The organism is Oceanobacillus polygoni (genome assembly GCF_008304605.1).
Classification (GTDB): Bacteria; Bacillota; Bacilli; order Bacillales; family Amphibacillaceae; genus Oceanobacillus; species Oceanobacillus polygoni.
Window position 1 is genome coordinate 128,884 of record NZ_PIJY01000041.1, and the last position, 19,935, is coordinate 148,818.

Genomic DNA, 19,935 nt, shown 5'->3' on the forward strand with positions numbered 1-19,935 from the left:
AAAAATAAGTTTTAAGAATTTAAAGCGAGGCCAAGGAAAGCGTTTTTTCATTTACTGCTTGAGCTAAATCAGCAACTCTGCATGCATAGGCCCATTCATTATCATACCAAGCTAATATTTTAATCTGATTTGCCGCTGTCATTACCGAAAGTCCATCTACAACTGCTGATTTTTCAGAACCGATATAGTCGACAGATACTAATGGTTCTTCCGTATAGCCAACGTATTTCGATAATGCTCCTGACTGTATTCCTCTAAACAGCGATTTCACATCTTCCAGCGTTACTTCTTGTTGTACTTGAACGGTGAGATCAATTAACGAAACATCTTGTGTTGGTACACGGATTGATATCCCTTCGATACTAGAAGAGAGATGCGGGAGTACATCCGTAAGTGCCTTCCCTACCCCCGTTGTAGTCGGAACGATAGATTGTGTACAAGAACGAGCTCTTCGTAAATCTTTATGCGGATTATCTAGATGCTTTTGGTCTGAAGTATAAGCATGAATTGTTGTCATCCATCCTCTTTGAACTTGGAAAGCTTGATCCAGTACACTTAAGACGGGAGCAACACAATTCGTAGTACATGAAGCTGCTGATAAAATGGTGTGTTTTGAAATATCTAAAAGATGATCATTTACTCCCATAACTACTGTTAAATCCATCTCTTTTCCAGGCGCCGTAACAATAACATAGGATGCTCCAGCTGCTTTATGTTTTTCTGCACCTTCACGATTATTAAATTTTCCAGTAGCGTCTATCACAATACCAACATCCATCTGCTTCCAAGGGATATTTCCTGGGTCACGTTCATTTACTACCTGAATGTGATCTCCATTAATGATAAGTTCTTCTCCCTGTACTGATATATCGGCGTCCCATGTCCCATGAACAGTGTCATATTTTAATAAATGAGCTACTGTTTCTATAGGGTAAATAGAATTAATAGCTGTTAAATTGAGTTGATTATAGTTACTGGATACTATTTTTCGAATTAACAGCCGACCAATTCTTCCTGTACCACTTATCCCCAATCCTTTTGCCTCTTTGAAATCTTCCATTTACACAACCCCTTCCATATCCAAAATTAGTGATATACCCAAATTTGACTACCGATACTAATATTATTATCAATATATTAATTAATAACAAGTACGGTCTTTAATATTACATAGTACCTAAAAGTATACTAAAGAAGATTACTGTCATTATTGCAAACACAAATTAATAATCGCTTTCACTTCCAAATTAAAGTAAATTACATATTTTTAACGAGGGGCCTTCCCGTGAAACATATCAAATATAAAATCACCAGACTCTTCTATTGCTTGGTCTGAAACATCTACTACCGGACATCCGATACGCTTTACAACATCTTCAAAATAATGCAGTTCCTTTTCTATCCTTTCCAAACTTGCATAAGTTCCATCAGGGCTAAGACCCATTGATTTAAGTCTTTCCTTTCGAAACTTAATCAGGGTTTCAGGTCTGATAGCTAAACCGAAGCATTTTTTTGCTGCTACTAAAAAAAGTTCTTTTGGTGGGTCTACTTCTGGTAAGATAGGAACATTAACCACCTTGAGCCCCCGATAAGCCAAATATTGAGACAGAGGGGTTTTTGACGTTCTGGAAACTCCTATAAGAACGATATCCGCTTCCAAGATCCCCTTCGGATCTTTTCCATCATCATAATGAATAGTAAAGTTTATTGCTTTAATCTTACGGTAGTATTCATCACTCATTTGATTAGGACCAGGTGCTTGGCGTAATAGTTGTTGTATTTTTATAAATAATGGACCGATTAAATCTATAGCTATTACATTTTTCTCTGTGGCAATTTGTATTAAATGTTCTCTTATCTTTGAGGCAACAAGGGTAAATGCGATTATTCCCTGCTGCTGTTTCGCCTCAGAAATAACTTCTATAATTGTTTTGTGATTCCCCCTAAACGCCACCTTTCTTATTTCTACTGAGTTTATGTTTAACTGACTCGTTACCGATTTGACGATGTTTTCAGCCATATCTCCAAACATATCAGAGACTACATAAATCACAGGGTTCTTTGAAGTAAGGAAAGCGCTCTCTTCCAGGTTCGAAACATTCATATAATCCCTCCTACAATCAGTTTATAAATTAGTATACTGTGTAAAACTTTCTTTTGTAAGTATGCACTTTTTTTTCAGATAGTGTATTAAAAGATACTATTAAAACGAAAGGGCATGACGAATGTAAAACCAACCCGTCTAATCCATGGTAAAAAAGTTAAGTATTTCATTTCTGATTCTGACAATAGAAAAACTGCACTGTTTTATCCTCTCTACCAATTTTATTCTCGGTTCTTTTTTAAATTTTGTGATAGTTCCGTTTTATACAATAACAATAAAAATTATTAAGCTAATATTAATTTAAATTGTAATTGACTTAAGATTACTCAAAATTGCAATTATGTTTATTTTTAAACATTTAACTTTGCGCCTGTTAATATAACGGGAGCCGATCTTCAGGATTAACATATACGTTTTGGCAGACTTGCTGAAAATATGAAGATTACTTCCAAAACAAAGCTTAGTTGGTAATCAAAAACTATACGAGATAGAAAAAACATCCATAAAGTCATTGTTAGTCTACTATTATAGTTAAAATTATCAACTTAAAGAGTAACTCATCTAAAAGTGCAGGCGCATACTAAAGGGAGTGGTGAAAAGATATTTTAAACTCAACCATTTATATTATCGAACCGAAAATATTTAGTTTGACATTTTGGTAATGATTACATTATTTTCATAAGTTTCGCAGATTGTATCCATGTATTGTTAAGCAGGACAAGCTGATAAATGTTTTGATAATATTTTTGAATTTTATAATAAAAGGGGAGTATAAATATGGCGATGCAAGAATCAGTAATAACGAAAGTAGACCATCCACTTGAACCACTAAGAGAAGAAGAAATTTTGAAAGCGGTTGCGATTCTAAAAGAAAAAAAGAGTTTAACACCAGCTTCAAGATTCGAACAACTTGGCTTACATGAGCCTCCTAAAAAAGCTGTATTAAACTTTAAAAAAGGTGACCCAATTCAACGTGAAGCCTTTGCTATCGTCGTAGACACTACGGATAGTAAAACGTATGAAGCAGTGATCTCCATTACAAATGAAGAAGTTTTATCTTGGCAGCATATTCCAGGTGTTCAACCGTCATTCCTTTTTGAAGAATATACAGAACTTGAAGAAACGGTGAAAAAGAGCCCTGAATTTCATGCAGCCCTTAAAAAACGAGGTATCGATAATCCAGAATTAGTAATGGTTGATCCATGGTCTGTCGGTGACACCGGAATACCAGAGGACAAAGGAAAAAGACTTGCTAAAGCACTATGCTTTGTAAGAAAGTTCCCTGATGATAACGCTTACGCTTACCCACTTACAGGATTATTACCTGTAGTTGATTTAGCAAAGATGGAGATTGTACGAATTGAAGATCACGGAGTAAAGCCGATTGCACCTACAGCAGCAGCATATAAACCTGAACAAGATGAAAACATCGAAGTGCGAACAGATTTAAAGCCTTTAGTTATTACGCAACCAGAAGGACCTAGCTTTGAGATTAACGGTCACAACATTAAATGGCAAAAATGGGACATTCGGGTTGGTTATACAGCTAGAGAAGGATTAGTACTAAATACAGTCGATTATTATGACAAAGGTAAAAAGAGACCAGTACTCTATCGTGCTGCAATGTCAGAAATGACTGTTCCTTATGGGGATACAAATCCAGCTCATAACTGGCAATGTGCTTTTGATGCAGGTGAATATGGTATCGGACAATTAGCAAACTCGTTAACTCGAGGATGTGACTGCCTAGGTGAGATTCAATACTTAGATGCTGTAATGGCAACTAGTCAAGGCGGAATCCACAAAATACCAAACGCAATCTGTATTCATGAGGAAGATGTTGGAATCGCATGGAAACATACGGATTGGAGAACAGATGAAGTGGAAGTACGTCGTTCACGTCGACTTGTAGTTTCTTTCTTCACTACAGTAGCAAACTATGATTATGGTTTCTTCTGGTATTTCTATACAGATGGAAAGATTGAACACGAAGCTAAATTGACAGGTGTATTAAACGTTGGCGCTATTGAAGAAGGTCAAACAACGAGATATGCAGCAGAGGTCGCACCGCAAATTGCCGCACCAATTCATCAGCACATCTTTAACTATCGTATTGATATGAACGTAGATGGTCAAAAGAACTCTGTGGAAGAATGGAACACAGTTGCGTCGAAGCCTGATCCAGAAAACAATCCAAGATTAAATGCTTTCTATCATGAAACGACGACATTCCAGACAGAATTAGAAGCGAAACGAAACATGAACCTAGAAACAGGGAGATCTTGGAGAATTATTAATCCGAACTCTAAAAACTATGTTGGTCAGCCAGTAGGTTATTCCCTTATACCAGGGGAAAACGCTCTTCCATTCCTTAACGAGGAATCGAGTGTAATGAAACGTGTAGGTTATATTAAAAATCACTTGCATGTTACAAAATATGATCGGGATCAAATATATGCTTCTGGTAAGTATCCGAACCAAAGTACAGGTGAAGAAAAAGGTTCCCTAGAACATTGGGTGAAAGCTAACCGCAATATTGAAAATGAGGATATTGTCGTTTGGTATAATATGAGCGTGCATCATATTGTACGTCCAGAAGACTGGCCAGTAATGCCAGTACACCACATCGGGTTCCAATTAAAACCACATGGTTTCTTTGACGGTAACCCGGCATTGGATTTACCTCGTCCTACAGAGGAGACTGGTGCAAGCTGCCATCATAAGTAAATAACTAAAGGAATTGCTTGGGCTGCTACGAACTCTAGCAGCCCTTTCTAATTAGCTCTTCAATAGACTCTGAGCTTTTCAGTAACATACAATACTTTGACTTTGCACTATCTAATAAAAGAAAACAATATATTTTTAGCATACGTTTATGTTTAGGAGGGGTTTATTTTGAAACGTTTATTTATAGCAGCAGCCGGGTTTTTGTTAGCATTATCTATTTCTAGTAATGTATTGGCCCACTCTCATTTTGAAGGATCGAATCCTGCAGACGGTGACCTTGTAACAGAGCCTTTAAATGAAATTGTCCTTACATTTGATGGACAAATTGAACAAGGTAGCCTTATTGACATTACAACAACAGATAATGAGAAAGTCGAGCTACAAGACATCATTATTAATGAATCTACATTAACAGGTACGATCGCTGAACCACTCCCAAATAACGATTATCAGGCAAATTGGAGTATTGTTAGTGCGGACGGTCACCCATTAGAAGGAGAATTCTCATTTACAGTCAATGTGCCTGTTTCTGAATCCGAAGAGGAGGTAACAGAAGAACCGTCAGAAGCTGCAGATTCGCCTGAAGAATCAACAGTTGATGAAGAGGAAGTTGTATCAGAAGATAATGAATTAGAGACAGAATCATCCTCTATGTCAATTATTCTAATTGTTATTTTAGTTATTCTTGTGGCAGGCGGTTTCTTCTTACTTACAAAAAGGAAAAAGTAATATATGGCTGTTATCTTCATTGTTATTAGTCAAATATTGTTATATTTATGCTTTTCCATTTTAGCAGGGATTTTTATTCTTTTACTTGTCCCAAGTAAATATCGTCCTGATATAAAAATCCCTATGCATACCCTACCAATATTCATCATTATGATACCTGTATTGACATTTTTTCCTGTACTTGATATTGCGTTATTTCTTGCTCCCCGCATGGGAAAAGATATATTTGAATCATTACAAATTGTTTTAACAGCGTATACGATTGGGATTGCATGGAGCTTTACCCTTCTTGTATCTAGTTTGTTATTGCTTTTAATTACTTTAGAGAAATCTATCAGGAAAAATATTTCCGCTAGTTTAGGATTATTATTTACATTCGGGTTAATTTTAACTGTTGCTTGGACAAGCCACGCAAGCTCAATGGATCCTGTTAGAGGTATTATTGGCGATTTTATCCATTTGACAGCTGTTAGTGTCTGGGTAGGAATTATACTTATTGTTGGCTGGTGCTCATTAAATCATAAAAATTGGCTAGAATTTTTAAACTGGTTTTCAAAGCTTGCTATTGGCTGTTTAGTTGCCACAGCTCTTAGCGGTTTATTCTTAATGGATGTCATAGTGGATAGTTATATCGATTCCTGGATAGTTTCTTATGGACAGGGATTAATATTAAAACACTTATTCATACTGCCACTTCTATTTTACGCATTAGTGAACGGGTTAATTGTGAAATTTAACATAACAAAAGATCCTACATTTAATCCCACCTTTTGGATTCGTGTTGAAGGTGTTATTTTATTTGTGATTTTTACGATTACAGCACATTTTTCGCAACAACCACCACCTCATGGCAATTATTTAACAAGTGCTGAGGTGTCCCCTTTATTCCAGCTATTTCATAATAACAGCATTGATTCAGGCAGCACAATTACCTTTGCTATGAGCTTAAATACGCTATGCTTCTTTTTATTATCCATTTTATTTATAGTATTAATGGTATTATCATTTTTCAATAAAGCTTCAATCATGGTGTCCGTACTATTTAGTTGTTTATTTGTAACGAGCATATATCTAATGATAATGGTCACTACGGTATTACTGTAAAAATGGAACTTCAGTCAGAGGGGGGGCTCCCCTCCCCCGGCTAAACTTAACATCGCAATGGTGACTCACAGGTTCTTCGAGAGAATCACGAATTCACAAGCAGTTTATCTCTGCCCCCCTGTTTAGAAGCAAGTACTACACCAGCCCGTTAATGCGTAATGAAGCAAGGAACGGCTTTCATAATCGTCCCATACAACAAATTATAGTATAATAGTCTATGATACGATTTATGAAGGAGAAGAAAGAAATGAAGAAGATTTTAACAGCTTTGATTACCGCAACACTTCTATTTTCACCAATTGGGAACGTTATTTTTCAAGATCACACCATTACGGTTGAAGCAAAATCCTATAAATCTGGAAAGAAAGGCTTCAATTTCAATTCGAACACGAACAAAAGCAACACAAATAACAACAACTCCCTTTTCCAAAACAATAAGAACAATTCTAGTAAATCAACTGCCACGACAAATAAAAGCGGTGGGTTTATGTCAGGTGGTCTTATGAAAGGACTTATGCTAGGTGGACTTGCTGGGCTGCTATTCGGTGGTTTATTAGGCAACTTGGGCATGTTAGGTTCTTTATTAGGACTAGCTGTGAACATTCTAGCAATTGTAATTCTCTTTGCGATTGTCCGTAAGATTTTCACTTTCTTTACGAAGAAAAAAGATGAGGAAAGAAACCCATGGAGAAGCTAGTTCTTTCAGAGCAAGATATTATTAATGCAATTTGCGTGTACACCGCCCGCAAAAAGCAAGTCGACCCTGAGGAAGTGGAAGTTGAGCTTATGTATGACGATGATACAGGCTTCTCTGCTGAAGCATTTGTCGCAAGGCGGAAGCAAGTTTTAGTTACAGGAAATATCATCGAAGCATTACGTCTATGGCTTGATGAGTTTTTAAACGAAGATCCATTTGCTGGCATTAAGCTCGAACTTGATGATGAAGCTGGAATTATTGCAAGAATCCGATAGGAAGTAAGACGATGGGTTGCAACCATCGTCTTTTTGGTTGGTAAAACTTCTACCTCGGAGCTTGGTAGTAATTAAACTCGCTGACCGTTCCTAACCGAAATCCTAATACCCTATCCTCCCCCAATCAAATAAAGCCCCCGGGTCATTTTTTCTATCTGGAGCATATTCATCATGTCCGATAACGTGCTCCCTATCTCTTTTGACCTCTTGGTATCGTTCATGAATGGTATGTAATAAGCTATTTAACGACTCATATTGTGCATCTGTATATCCAATAAAAGAAGGGTCAAGCGTATTGTATGTATCTTCTGTAATAAAGGTGGACATTTCTTCCTTCGTTCCAATTGCTAGCAACTCAATTCCAATCGAATAAGCATTCAATTTATTTTCATATGCTGGAAAACGTGACAAGCTACCCGCACCTGCATGATAAGCCATTCGATCCTCTTGCACAAGCCTATATATGGTTCCTGATCGGTCAATTAAATAATGTGCCGAAACACCGTATTCCTTAAAAATCTTATAGATATCCTCTACATGGTATGGAGCGTGTGGCTTTTCGGTCACATTACTACTAAAATGAAGCATCACGTGACTAATTGGCGTTGTACGTATTTCTGAGTTTTCTAGAGGTAGCAAGTAATCACTTATTTCCACTTCCTCATGAGTAATATCTGACTTATCTCTTTGATCGTTTTCTGCAACTGCTTCTTCTCTGTTCTCCCGCAGATAAAGCACAGTTAAAATAAGGATTAGACTAACCCCAACGACTGTCATAGCTATTTTTAAATATGCATGAATCATTCCCACCCCCTCTGCCTTTTTATTCATCCCAGTTATTTGGACTCATTCTTGAATCTTTCATGGGTTTTTTTACCCATATAACAATATAGCATAATTTTACTAATTTCCGTTTATCGATAATATTTTTCTAACAAAAGTAGTTTTTTTCAAACTAAAAGACATATTTTAGTGGTATTTTTCTTTGTCAAAACACGATACGTCCGGAAATTTTGCTTTTCACTCCAAAAAATGTTATAATGTTCATTAGCTGCTTTTTTTATACAAGGCATTAATTTCACGAATACAACTTGTGAAATCATTCACAAAAGAATAGGAGATGATATGTATGAGATCTGTTACTACTACAGATCACAAAGTCGAGGATAATAAAAGTGATGATTACTCATTAGACCGAGTACCTCGTGAGAAAAGAAATATGGGATGGTTTAGTATTACAAATATCACCTTTGGGATTGCAACAGCAATCTTTTATTTCCAAATGGGAAGTGTCATGGCACTTCAATTTGGTGCAGTTAACGCAATTATATCCGCAATTTATGCAATCATTGTCGCTGGAATTTTGGGGACGTTCATTGCTTACTTATCCGCTAAATCGGGAATGAACGTGAATTTATTATCCAGAGGTGGTGGGTTTGGCTATATCGGTGCATCTTTAACCTCATTAATTTACGCCACTAATTTTATTATGTACTGTGCGCTAGAAGGCCTAATCTTAGTCGCTGCAGTCCACGAATTTTTACCCGCTATCCCAAAATGGGTATTAATCGTATTCTTCGGTTCCATTGTTATCCCCCTAAACTGGTTTGGAATCAAGCAATTAGATAAGCTGCAAAAATGGTCACTACCGCTCTTCTTTATTTTCCTAGCTGCAGCAATTGTGATGGCTGTACGCACACCTTCCTTGTACGAAGGAACTTTCTGGTCCTATATGCCAGAGGGCGTTCAAGTTGGTGGAACAGCATTATTACTTTGTATTGGGATGCAACACGGTATTATGGGATTAACACCGTTACTTGCTTCTGACTATGCACGTTTCTTAAAGCCAAAGGACTTGAAAATTGGAATATTTGCTATTGGATTTATCCCGCAGATTTTCTGTTTTGGCGTAATGGGTGGTCTTGGAATCTGGTTTGGTGTTCGCCTAGGTGAACCAAATCCAGGTGTCTATATCGTATTACTTCTCGGAATTTGGGGTGCGTTATTTACAATCCTAACCCAAGTGCGAATTAACATAACAAATATCTATAGCGGATCACTATCACTCTCGAACTTCTTTGAAAACATTTTCAAATTTACGCCAGGACGTCGTTTCTGGGTTGTCGTAACAGGAGTATCTGCAATGGTACTAATGCTTGGAGGAATTGTAAATCACCTGGAAACAGTAATGACCTTCCAAGGTGTCTTCCTCTTAACATGGGCTGCTATTTTAGTTACAGATGCAGTTATTGTAAAGCGCATCTTGAAAATTGGGCCAGGCTATTACGAGGCAAGACAAGAGAACTTGCATAAATGGAACCCAGTTGGTGTAGGCTCATTGATTATCGCTAGCGGATTAGGAACAATCGCTGCCTTAGGATTCTTAGGTACGTTCCTGCAAAGCACCGCTGCATTCTTTGCCGCAATTCTCGCTTCTATCCTAACCGTAGTAATCGCAATTGCTACAAAAGGTCGCTATTATGTTAAACAAGAAGACACAAATATTGAACGAGAAGATTATATTGCTTAACCTATTAAACCCTTCATTGCACACGCAGTGAAGGGTTTTTTCTTCTTATGATTTAAAGGCCATCACTCGTTTGGTAGCAACACGTGTTTCTAGTGGTGCAAATTTGCGAACTTCAGGATTTTTCGTATGAACTTCAGCAATTTCAAGTATAATTTCAGTATTTTTACTGTGGACTTCAGCATTTCTGGTTTACAAATGTTAGGGTGCATAAGTTGCTCCACAATTAATTTACTGAAAATTCACTTGTGTTTTTTCATTTCATGCTTTATTATATATATCTAAAAGATATATAACTTTTAGATAGGATGAACAAACTTGAAAAAATACAACCATACCACATACACAATTCTAGGCATCTTAACAACCGATTGCAGGTCTGGTTATGCGATTAAACAGTTCATTGACCGGAGTCTTCGTCATTTCTGGAAAATAAGCTATGGTCAAATTTACCCGACACTACGACTTATTGCCGACGAAGGATTAGCAACCGTTCAAACCACTTCACAGGATGGAAAGCCAGATCGAAATGAGTATTTCCTGACCCCAAAAGGAAAAAGTGTCTTAACAGATTGGCTGGAAAAGCCAATCGAAGAAATCCCAGTAGAACGCAATGAGGTTTTGCTGAAATTATTCTTTGGACGACATCAATCAAAGAAACATACATTACAGATACTGCAAAATTATCAACAGAAGTTAGAAGAACGTTACCTGCTTTATAGCAGTATTGAAAAAGGAATCTCTACGAATAGCTCAGAACAACAGGATGCCCAATATTGGCTGTTCACGTTAGACTATGGCAAACGAATCACACGCGCTTCTATTGATTGGTGCAAGTCCACCATCAATCAAATTTCATAGGAGGAGGCTTTACGAATGGCTCAACATATTTACGAAGGTAGTTATACGACGGAAAACAGCGATACGCTAGTTGTATTCTTAATCGGTATGCGAATTAATAAACGACTCGCTGTGAACAAATGGCTCCCAGTATTTAATGCCATGCCAGGAATGATAAAGGAACTCTATACAAATAAAGAAGAGCTTGGTTTTTTATCAATGGAAAGCTACTTCGGCCTCCGAACGACAGTTATGATTCAATACTGGCGTTCGACTGAAGACTTACTAGCATATGCAAAAGGTAAAAAACATTTGAAAGCATGGAAGAACTTCAATAATAAGGTTAAAAATAATCAAGCAGTTGGCATTTATCACGAAACCTATGAGGTAATGGAAACGAATTATGAATCGATCTACAGAAACATGCCAGTCTATGGACTTGGTAAAGCAATGAAGCACATTCCAATTACGCGTGAACACCTTTCAGCCAGGCAACGGATGAAAAGCGATTCAAAAGCATTTAATAGCTAAAAATAGTAAAAATCTGTTCCGCCAGAAATAGCAGAACAGATTTTTTTACCCATTACTCCAGAAATTCGTGTCCAGCAAGCATCGTTGCAATCTCATTCTCGATTGCCTGCATATTTCCACTTGAACCTAAGTAGTTGTTAATCAGGATAGAAAAAATCAGTTCCTCCCCATCCAGACTAGTTACATAGCCAGACAATGTGGACACACCTGTTATCGACCCTGTTTTTGCTGTTACATTTCCTTTCGTCGGTTCTGTCGTCATCCGATTACGTAACGTACCGCCAACGAGCCTTTCTGATATCCCTGCGACTGGAAGAGAATGATGAAATGCTGGAAACCAGCTTTTATTCTGAGCTTCAAATAAGAGTTCTGTTAGATCATTGGATGGGATGAGGTTTTTATGCGACATTCCCGAGCCGTCACGAAGCAGAATTGTATCTTGATTTACACCGAGTTCTGCCACCACATCCCCCATCACCTCAAGTCCCTTATCCCAGCTTCCTTCTCCATGGACAACCTTCCCCATCTCTTTCGTCAAAACCTCACCATGCCCATTATTACTTAATTTCATAAATGGGATAAGCAATTCAGATAGCGGCATCGAATCCTTTGTAACGAGGACTTGTGCATGCTCAGGGGCAGCTTCAAACTTTTCTTCCGATTTGCCAATAAATTTGATTCCTTGTTCATTTAAAGCTGAACGAAACACCTCTAACGCATACCCCGTTGGCTCCCAAACCGATGCCCAAGAACGTGACAGCGTTCCATCTACAGGCATATTGCCCTCCACAATAATTCGATTTGACCCATGCTCGCGTTCAATCGTAATCTGCTTCGTTTCCCCCGCTGACACCATCTTCGTTCGATTCACTATTTTTACATAGTCGGTTTTCGGGCTGACGCTCACCAATGCCTTCCCTTTCGCTTTCTTGGCAGGAGTAACCTCGACAATCACGGTACCTGCATCATAATCTTCATTCGGAGAAAGCGTTAATGCAGAGACTTGAGCTCCCGTATAAAAAGGTTCGTCCGACCAATTTAAATCCTGTGAAAGTCGAACATCATCATACCAGGTATCATCCCCAACCAGATTACCTTTAATATTACGAATTCCTTGCACTTTTAGATCCTTGGCAAATTGATCTAAATCCGCTTTCAGTAATGTTGGGTCTCCCTTCCCTTTCAAGTACAAATTTCCTTGCAGCACCGCTCCCGTCTTCCTGCCATCTGTTAACACTTCCGTTCGGAATCGGTAATCCGCTCCCAGCGTTTCCAGTGCCGCAGCGGCAGTAAGTAGCTTCATGTTGGATGCTGGGTGGAGGCGAGTATCTCCATTCTCGGCAAATAAGATCTCTCCCGTTTCAGCATGTCTCACCGTAACCCCCGTAACCGCTCCATCCAGGCGTTCGTTTGCTAAAATCACTTCCATTTTTTCCGCCAATGACATGTCTCCAACATATGCCGTTTCTGTTCGCTCATCGGATGCTTGTATAAACAAAGGCTCTTCTTGATTTACAAATGGAATCATAGCAACAATAGCAATCAAAAAGAAAAGCAACGACCTTCTCAAAAAGGCTTTTGACTTCATCAATTCATCCACATCCTTTTATTTTGAATATTTTAATTATACAGTAAGAAATAAAATAGAATAGCTTTCTTCTCTAAAAAGCTACTTTATCCCTAACAGATTCGTAAAACAGGTCTGTAAGCCTAGTCAATCATTTTCATTCTAGCCTTTAACTAGTATCTCTAAGAACAGAATGATAAATAACAGTTCTTTAAACACTTTATTTCTCATAAAGATAATGATGAGATGGTATGAACGTTTAGCGAAGAAAATGATTTAGCGTTTTTGTGAATTTGGATGGTTCGAAAATGGTCCGAGCGGGTGTGAGTTAGCGGGACAAGCCCTCCTTACTCTCCAAAACAAAGAAGACGCAAAGGGGGAATTATTCTTTGGAACTATTGGAGCCAATGTTAAAAATCCTACTCATTAATATTCTACTAAGCGGTGATAATGCGATCGTTATTGCGATGGCAAGCAGGAATCTGCCAGAGCATTTGCAAAAAAGGGCTATTAGATGGGGAACATTCGGTGCGATTGCCTTACGGATTTTATTTGTTTTTCTCATGATTAGCCTTCTGCAATTGCCCTTCATCCAGTTAATTGGTGGTATTTTACTTCTAATCGTGGCTTACAAATTGCTAGTAGACAAGCATGAAAATGATAAGATTAAGAGTGGCGAGTCATTAAGAGAAGCCGTGACAATCATTATCTTCGCAGACGTTATTATGAGCTTGGATAATGTACTAGCTGTTGCAGCGGTTGCCGAAAGTGACCTAATTCTTGTTATCGCTGGTATTATTCTTAGTATCCCCATTATCCTAACTGCCAGTGAATTTATCCTAAAGCTGATACAGAAATATCCGATTATCATTTATATCGGTGCTGCACTCTTAGCCTGGACTGCAGGGGAAATGATGCTAAAGGAAAAACGTGTCAGCACTTTCGTTGAATTACATGATCAGTCAGAATTGCTTCTCTTAACCGGGATCACGGCACTTACCCTTATTATCGGCGGACTTAAACGAAGGCAGAATTTAAGCACTTAATGATGGCAAATCAAAAAACACAGGACCTCATTCATAGATCCTGTGTTTTATATTTCCTTGAAGAAGCGTGAATGCTTCCTAATGATTGTTCCCGCTATCGTTTTCAATGCGGTTCATGAAATCCTCTGCAGCACTATAGCCTTGCTGTTTCAAATACCAATTATTTGCCGCAGCCTCGATTAATCCTGCCACATCTCTTCCTGGCTGAAGCTGAATTTGAATATGTGGAATTGGAACACCCATATAATCCGTAAATTTCGTTTCCAACTCCAACTCATTATTGAGCGTATTTTCCTTCCATTTGGTTAGTTCGATATCTAAAGCAATCCTTGTTTCCTCTTGAAAGGATTTTCTCCCGTACACACGAACAACATTTAATAAGCCCACACTTCTTAACGCAAGGAACTCTTTGTTTTTCTGGTCATGCGTCCCAAGGATCGTCTTATGACTAAGCTTCTTCAATACGACAATATCATCTGCGACCAGTCGATGCCCTCTGCCAATCAGCGTATGTGCTGTTTCGCTTTTTCCAACACCTGATTCGCCGCGAAGTAAAATTCCAATCCCAAATACGTTCAAACAAACACCGTGCAAGGCAATTTCTGGTGCCAAGGCCTTCGTTAAATAGGCATCCATCTTTGCAATGAAATCAGTAGTGGACTCTTGCGTTCGTAATAAAGGAATCTTTTCTTTCGCGCAATATTGTTTTAAATAGGTCAGCCCATCCTGCCCAGCAGTAACGATAAAGCATGGCGGATGATAATTAACCACATTCCCGATCCGCAATTGTCGCTCTGAATCAGTTAATTGGTGTAAATATGTAATCTCTTTTTGACCTAGTATTTGAACACGTTCCATTGGAAAAAAATCAAAATAACCAATGAATTCCAGCCCAGGCCTGTGGGTTCTCAACCTTGTTATCGACCTATCCAATTCATTTTCCCCAGCCAGTACCTCCAATGAAAATTCACGCACTAGTTGCTCAACCATAATTGATTTCATTTGCTTACACCCCCATCCTCGAAAGTATTCTTTTTCAATTATACTGTAAAATGGAAAGGGCTGCGAAAGAATACACTTCATTCTTTGTGTATTTTTGTTAGATTCGTGTGTTAACTCTATTTCCTAAGCTGATAAAAGCCCCTCTAAAGAAACATAGAGAGGCAAACAGCTATTTTTCCTCCGATTAAGACAGTGCTTTTAACCCCGTAACACCAATCACAATAGCAATTAAGCTCATAATTCGTGGTATGCTTTTTGATTCTCCAAAAAACAGCATATTTAATATAACAGCTCCAGCAGTTCCAATTCCTATAAAAACAGAGTAGGCTACACTCACAAGTAAATACTCAAAAGATGCATATAATAGGAAAAAACTCATTCCTAATCCACCTAAATACATCAAACCATTTCGGAATCGCTTCTTTTCACTGTATAATCGCAATCCCAACACACCAATCATCTCAAATACAGATGCTCCTGCTATCAATAACCAGCCCATTCGTTAGCCGCTCCCTTCTCTTCTGTAGTTGACGGATTATCAAACAATTTTAATCCAATGACACCAGCAACAAGTAATGCCATAAATGCGACTTTCCCAAAGCTTAAACTTCCATCAAATAGATAGACGTCCATCAGCGCAGTTCCTACTGTTCCAGCAGCAGCAAAAATCGCATATACAGTTCCAGTTGGTAGTCCTTCGCATGCTTTGGATAAGAAATGCAAATCTAATAAAATAGCTGTGATTATTAGCATCCAATGCCACCATACTGTAGCTGTATTAAAGCCATAAATCCAAATCAGTTCAAACAAGCTTGTTAGCACGACATAAATCCATGCTTTATTCATCGTAAAACCTCCAAATTGATTATGAATGACTGTCAGTCATTATTGACCATAAAAACCTCTGAAGTTGAGGTTTTTATGTTTTTTTGTACAGTGCATGCCTCATAAACTCCAATACTTCTTGTTTCTTCGTAACAGCCTCTTCTTTACTTAGCTGATCGTATAAATAAACTTGCTCTGCAGCAGATTCAATTAAACCAATTACTAGCTTTACACTTGGCTCAATAGATAAATCCTCTCGCAGGACTTCTTTTGCCTTTGGCTGTTTAAAGAAGGTACCCATCCACTCATAGTATGGTTGATAAATCTTTTCCCACTGTTGCAAGTACTCACTAGAAGCGAGACCCGCATATACCATGGCGAATATGGAACGATAGGAATTCGTAATATCAAAAACAACATCAACAACCTGCTCAAGCTGTTTATCAAATGGGCGTTTTTCATTTACATGCTCCTTCATTTCCTCCATCATTTTTTCTACCATAACTTGCGCTATTGCAGGCATGACCGAAAGCTTTGAGGAAAAGTACAAATAAAACGTCCCTTGCGCAATTCCAGCACCTTTTACAATATCGGATACTTTTGTTTTCTCAATTCCCTTTTCTTGAAAAACATCAATTGCAGCATGTATAATCTTTTCTTTTTTATTATCCACGTAACAACCTCCTTACAAGCTACATAACAAATTCACCCATGACTGACTATCAGTCATTTTATCTTAGGTAAGTATTTTTGTCAATATGGACGGGAGATTTATTGCTTTTGAGTCGCTGCAATTATTTAAAAAAAGAACGACCAAGCTCAGCCGTTCTTTTCTCATTTAACAAAGTTCCTTTCATGCTCAAGCAGCCATTCTTTTCTCCATAACCCACCTGCATAGCCGGTTAACTTTCCATTTGAGCCGATAATTCGGTGGCAAGGAATAACGATACTCAGCTTATTCTTCCCGTTTGCGCTTCCGACAGCTCGAATTGCCTTTTCATTCCCAATAGAGACGGCAATATCCTTATAAGAGCCTGTTTTAGCGTATGGAATGCTTGTTAATGCGCTCCAAACGGATTTTTGAAATGCTGTACCTTCTACAAAGTAAGGGAATGTAAATTCATGACCTACCCCTTTAAAATACGCATCGAGTTGGTCGAAACAGTCAAGTAACACCTTAGGAACATCATCATGCTTCTTATTTTCTATTTTTTCTCGTTCAACAAACAAGATGGAATAAATAGCATCCGCTGTTCCTGCAATTTCGATAATCCCAATTGGTGATTCATAATCTAATTGATAGTGCTTACTCATATAAAGACCTCCATAAATAAAAAGTAGCATATGCTTGCCATCCTTGCCAATTCAACGCGATTTCTTCCATTTCCTCGACAGTTGGCTTTCGCTCCAGCCTTAATTGTTCCTTTAACGCATTTTGAAGACCAACATCAGCAATTGGAAATGCCGCTAAATCATGTAAACATTTCATCATCACATAATCTGCAGTCCACGCTCCAACACCTTTTAGAGCTAGCAAAGATTTCCGGATTTGCTCTCTATCTCGTTTCTGTAGCAAAGCTTCCTTCGTTAATTCACCAGCCGCCATAGCTCTTGCAATTCCAATAATATATTCAGCTTTTCGAGTTGAAAACTGCAGCTTTCTTAAATCATCAATAGCAATGGCTGCGATTTTTTCAAAAGTAGGGAACAACCAGTAGGTTTGTCCTTCGAAAGTAAGCGACTCGCCAAATTGCTCCACAAAACGTTTCTTTAATGTGTAGGCAAAACTTAAATTTATTTGTTGTCCGATAATTGCCCACGTTAACGCCTCAAACAAATCAGGAATACGTATGATTCGTAAGCCATCATATTTCTGCGTAATTTCCTGTAAAACCTTGTCCTGATTCGCCATTTCATAAAACCCAGCCAAATCTTGATCCAAGTCAAACCAGTACCTCACATAGGCTGCAGCCTTTTCAAAGGAGTTTATCGACAGGTTATTTGTCGGGCATTCGACTTGAATGCAATGCTCATTGCTTCCTATCTTTAATAATATTAGCTCTCCATTCCATTTTACCAGTTTATATACAAAGCCATCTCTTATTTGATGTAGTATTTCTTGATCAGAACGCTCTAAGAAGGCTAGACATTCCTTAAAACAAAAGGGGGTGGGAGGATAGATCTCAGTCGTTGATCCTTTAACATTCCACTTCATTGTTATAGCTCCTTACTGAATCATCATTCGATATTCGCTTGGTGAACAATTTTTCAATCGACGAAACACTTTATAAAAATTGGAAGGGCTTCGGAATCCAACTGCATAACAAATTTCAAGGTTCGAGCGTGATGAATTCATTAAAAGATGTACCGCTTTATCAATTCGGATTTTTTCTAAATAGGTGCGCGGGGTTTCTGAAGTTTCTTGTTTAAATATCCGCTCAAGGTAATAAGAACTGACACCAACATGTTTTGCAATATCGTTTAATTCTAGCTTTTCATTAAAATGATTTACTAAGAAAGTAATCGTATTTCGGGCAAGCTCCATGTGTGGGGAAAGATCCGATTCTGGCTGACATCTTTTGCAAGCACGGAAACCCGCCCGTTTAACTTCATCGATGTCATGATAGAATTCGACATTCATTTTTTTGGGCTTTCTAGATCGACAAGATGGGCGACAGAATATCTTAGTTGTTTTCACAGCCGTAAAAAATAACCCATCGTATTTACTATCACAAGCAATAATTTTTTCCCACATTTCTTCAAATGATAGATTAATTTTGGCTCCCACGAGACTCCCTCCTATCTAGATTACTCTACCTTAATTGACGAAAATAATATTTTTTAATGCCAAAACAGGATTTGGCCTTTCTGTCATCACTCATTATATCAAAGCGAAGTACTGTATTTCATCCTCATTCTTGCTCTTATGGTCTTGAATTAGAGAGGGGAAAAGATGAGTTATCCTAACCGATCACATGCCAAATATTCCATGATGTCGTATAATAGTGTTATCAGTAGAAGAATGGAGAATCAACATTGTATAAATTAATCGCGATCGATATGGACGGAACTCTTTTAAATGACCGTCATGAAGTACCAGAAGATGTAAAATTTGCATTAGATGAAGCAAAAAAGCAAGGGATTAAAATCGTCCTCTGTTCTGGCCGACCGATTGGTGGCATGCGAAGCTATATTAAAGAACTGAACTTAGATCAAGATGGTGACTTTGCCATCGCGTATAATGGTGCATTTGTGCAAGATACGCACACAAACGAGGTAGTAGCTCAAATTTCACTTGGACATGATGATTTAGTGCGGTTGTACGACCTCAGTACCGAATTGGAAACGCCAATGCATTTCTTTGATGTAAAAGGCGTTTATACGCCAAACACCGATATTAGTGAATATACGGTTTTAGAATCGTATCTAAATAAAATTCCATTAGGTTATCGCCAGGTGAGCGATGTACCAACAGATTTATCGATACCGAAAATCATGTTTATTGATAAACCGGCTAACCTAACACAAACCATTCAAAAGCTTCCAGCGAACCTAAATGAACAATATACGATTGTTCAAAGTGCACCGTACTTCCTTGAGTTTGTTCATCCTAGCGCAAGCAAAGGAAACGCAGTGAAAAAGCTTGCAGAACAACTTGGTATCAAACAAGAGGAAGTCATGAGTATCGGTGATAATGGAAATGATTTATCCATGATTACGTACGCAGGGTGTGGCGTGGCAATGGATAACGCTATTCCGGAAGTCAAAGCTGCAGCTGATTTCCAAACGAGGAGCAATAATGAAGGCGGAGTAGCGTATGCAATTGAAAAACTTGTTTTAGAGCCTTTACGTGAAAGTGTCAACTAGTACACCTGTTATTTTGATTGGAAACTACCCTTTACCATACGGCGGTGAAGGGTAGTTTTCTTTGGTTTAAGGAGATTTTTTGGAAATGATATGT

At 38.1% G+C, this 19,935-nt stretch carries 21 protein-coding genes; 10 read left to right on the forward strand and 11 right to left on the reverse strand.

Annotated features, from left to right (window positions below):
- Nucleotides 1-19 precede the first annotated feature (19 nt).
- Together gap and F1560_RS18675 are read right to left on the reverse strand one after the other, a co-directional pair.
- A complete protein-coding gene (gap, locus tag F1560_RS18670; protein WP_149476151.1) occupies nt 20-1,060 on the reverse strand; it encodes a type I glyceraldehyde-3-phosphate dehydrogenase in 1,041 nt (346 codons plus the stop codon).
- Between the two features lie 207 nt (nt 1,061-1,267).
- Complete coding sequence (locus F1560_RS18675) at nt 1,268-2,104, reverse strand: pyruvate, water dikinase regulatory protein (protein ID WP_149476152.1); 837 nt, start codon at nt 2,102-2,104, stop codon at nt 1,268-1,270.
- A 777-nt stretch (nt 2,105-2,881) separates the two neighbouring features.
- Here F1560_RS18675 and F1560_RS18680 point away from each other — a divergent pair.
- The 5 genes from F1560_RS18680 to F1560_RS18700 all read left to right on the forward strand — a co-directional run bounded on the left by F1560_RS18680 (nt 2,882) and on the right by F1560_RS18700 (nt 7,636).
- Nucleotides 2,882-4,831, forward strand: a complete 1,950-nt coding sequence (locus F1560_RS18680; protein WP_338112810.1) for a primary-amine oxidase — start codon at nt 2,882-2,884, stop codon at nt 4,829-4,831.
- Nucleotides 4,832-4,999: 168 nt separating this feature from the next.
- Nucleotides 5,000-5,560: a copper resistance CopC family protein gene (locus F1560_RS18685; RefSeq protein WP_187773776.1), complete on the forward strand. Its 561-nt coding sequence runs from the start codon at nt 5,000-5,002 to the stop codon at nt 5,558-5,560.
- 3 nt (nt 5,561-5,563) lie between these two features.
- Complete coding sequence (locus F1560_RS18690) at nt 5,564-6,664, forward strand: copper resistance D family protein (protein WP_149476154.1); 1,101 nt, start codon at nt 5,564-5,566, stop codon at nt 6,662-6,664.
- Between the two features lie 247 nt (nt 6,665-6,911).
- Entirely contained in the window at nt 6,912-7,361 is a 450-nt protein-coding gene (locus tag F1560_RS18695) for a hypothetical protein (protein WP_149476155.1), read from the forward strand.
- Entirely contained in the window at nt 7,349-7,636 is a 288-nt protein-coding gene (locus F1560_RS18700) for a YxcD family protein (protein WP_149476156.1), read from the forward strand. The genes F1560_RS18695 and F1560_RS18700 overlap by 13 nt, the downstream gene beginning before the upstream one ends.
- A 102-nt stretch (nt 7,637-7,738) precedes the next feature.
- On the opposite strand, the gene F1560_RS18705 is transcribed toward F1560_RS18700, so the two are convergent.
- Nucleotides 7,739-8,440 (reverse strand): N-acetylmuramoyl-L-alanine amidase, encoded by a 702-nt coding sequence (locus tag F1560_RS18705; RefSeq protein ID WP_245347766.1) that lies wholly within the window; start codon nt 8,438-8,440, stop codon nt 7,739-7,741.
- A 325-nt stretch (nt 8,441-8,765) separates the two neighbouring features.
- Here F1560_RS18705 and F1560_RS18710 point away from each other — a divergent pair, with 325 nt between their 5' ends.
- The 3 genes from F1560_RS18710 (at nt 8,766) to F1560_RS18720 (ending at nt 11,534) form a co-directional block, all read left to right on the forward strand.
- The gene (locus F1560_RS18710) at nt 8,766-10,166 is read left to right on the forward strand and encodes a purine-cytosine permease family protein (RefSeq protein WP_149476157.1); all 1,401 of its coding nucleotides are present in this window, start codon (nt 8,766-8,768) and stop codon (nt 10,164-10,166) included.
- A gap of 315 nt (nt 10,167-10,481) precedes the next feature.
- Nucleotides 10,482-11,024, forward strand: coding sequence for a PadR family transcriptional regulator (locus F1560_RS18715; RefSeq protein ID WP_149476158.1), 543 nt, complete (start codon nt 10,482-10,484; stop codon nt 11,022-11,024).
- A 15-nt stretch (nt 11,025-11,039) separates the two neighbouring features.
- Nucleotides 11,040-11,534 (forward strand): DUF4188 domain-containing protein, encoded by a 495-nt coding sequence (locus F1560_RS18720; RefSeq protein WP_149476159.1) that lies wholly within the window; start codon nt 11,040-11,042, stop codon nt 11,532-11,534.
- A 52-nt stretch (nt 11,535-11,586) separates the two neighbouring features.
- On the opposite strand, the gene dacB is transcribed toward F1560_RS18720, so the two are convergent.
- Nucleotides 11,587-13,122: a D-alanyl-D-alanine carboxypeptidase/D-alanyl-D-alanine endopeptidase gene (gene dacB / locus F1560_RS18725; protein ID WP_149476185.1), complete on the reverse strand. Its 1,536-nt coding sequence runs from the start codon at nt 13,120-13,122 to the stop codon at nt 11,587-11,589.
- Nucleotides 13,123-13,490: 368 nt separating this feature from the next.
- Here dacB and F1560_RS18730 point away from each other — a divergent pair, with 368 nt between their 5' ends.
- Nucleotides 13,491-14,147: a TerC family protein gene (locus F1560_RS18730; protein WP_149476160.1), complete on the forward strand. Its 657-nt coding sequence runs from the start codon at nt 13,491-13,493 to the stop codon at nt 14,145-14,147.
- Between the two features lie 78 nt (nt 14,148-14,225).
- On the opposite strand, the gene hprK is transcribed toward F1560_RS18730, so the two are convergent.
- The 7 genes from hprK to F1560_RS18765 all read right to left on the reverse strand — a co-directional run bounded on the left by hprK (nt 14,226) and on the right by F1560_RS18765 (nt 18,729).
- Nucleotides 14,226-15,149, reverse strand: coding sequence for an HPr(Ser) kinase/phosphatase (gene hprK / locus F1560_RS18735; RefSeq protein ID WP_149476161.1), 924 nt, complete (start codon nt 15,147-15,149; stop codon nt 14,226-14,228).
- Between the two features lie 184 nt (nt 15,150-15,333).
- The gene (locus F1560_RS18740; RefSeq protein ID WP_149476162.1) at nt 15,334-15,648 is read right to left on the reverse strand and encodes a DMT family transporter; all 315 of its coding nucleotides are present in this window, start codon (nt 15,646-15,648) and stop codon (nt 15,334-15,336) included.
- On the reverse strand, nt 15,633-15,995 hold the full coding sequence (locus tag F1560_RS18745) for a DMT family transporter (RefSeq protein ID WP_149476163.1): 363 nt from the start codon (nt 15,993-15,995) through the stop codon (nt 15,633-15,635). The genes F1560_RS18740 and F1560_RS18745 overlap by 16 nt, the downstream gene beginning before the upstream one ends.
- 73 nt (nt 15,996-16,068) lie before the next feature.
- The gene (locus F1560_RS18750) at nt 16,069-16,647 is read right to left on the reverse strand and encodes a TetR/AcrR family transcriptional regulator (protein WP_149476164.1); all 579 of its coding nucleotides are present in this window, start codon (nt 16,645-16,647) and stop codon (nt 16,069-16,071) included.
- A 161-nt stretch (nt 16,648-16,808) separates the two neighbouring features.
- Nucleotides 16,809-17,288: a methylated-DNA--[protein]-cysteine S-methyltransferase gene (locus tag F1560_RS18755; protein WP_149476165.1), complete on the reverse strand. Its 480-nt coding sequence runs from the start codon at nt 17,286-17,288 to the stop codon at nt 16,809-16,811.
- A complete protein-coding gene (locus F1560_RS18760) occupies nt 17,281-18,189 on the reverse strand; it encodes a DNA-3-methyladenine glycosylase family protein (protein WP_149476166.1) in 909 nt (302 codons plus the stop codon). Before F1560_RS18760 ends, F1560_RS18755 begins: the two co-directional genes overlap by 8 nt.
- Nucleotides 18,190-18,201: 12 nt before the next feature.
- Nucleotides 18,202-18,729 carry a bifunctional transcriptional activator/DNA repair enzyme AdaA gene (locus F1560_RS18765; protein WP_210095930.1) on the reverse strand — a complete coding sequence of 176 codons (528 nt, stop codon included), beginning with the start codon at nt 18,727-18,729 and terminating at the stop codon, nt 18,202-18,204.
- A gap of 281 nt (nt 18,730-19,010) precedes the next feature.
- On the opposite strand from F1560_RS18765, the gene yidA reads away from it, so the two are divergent.
- Entirely contained in the window at nt 19,011-19,841 is an 831-nt protein-coding gene (gene yidA / locus F1560_RS18770) for a sugar-phosphatase (protein ID WP_149476168.1), read from the forward strand.
- The last annotated feature ends 94 nt before the right edge of the window (nt 19,842-19,935 follow it).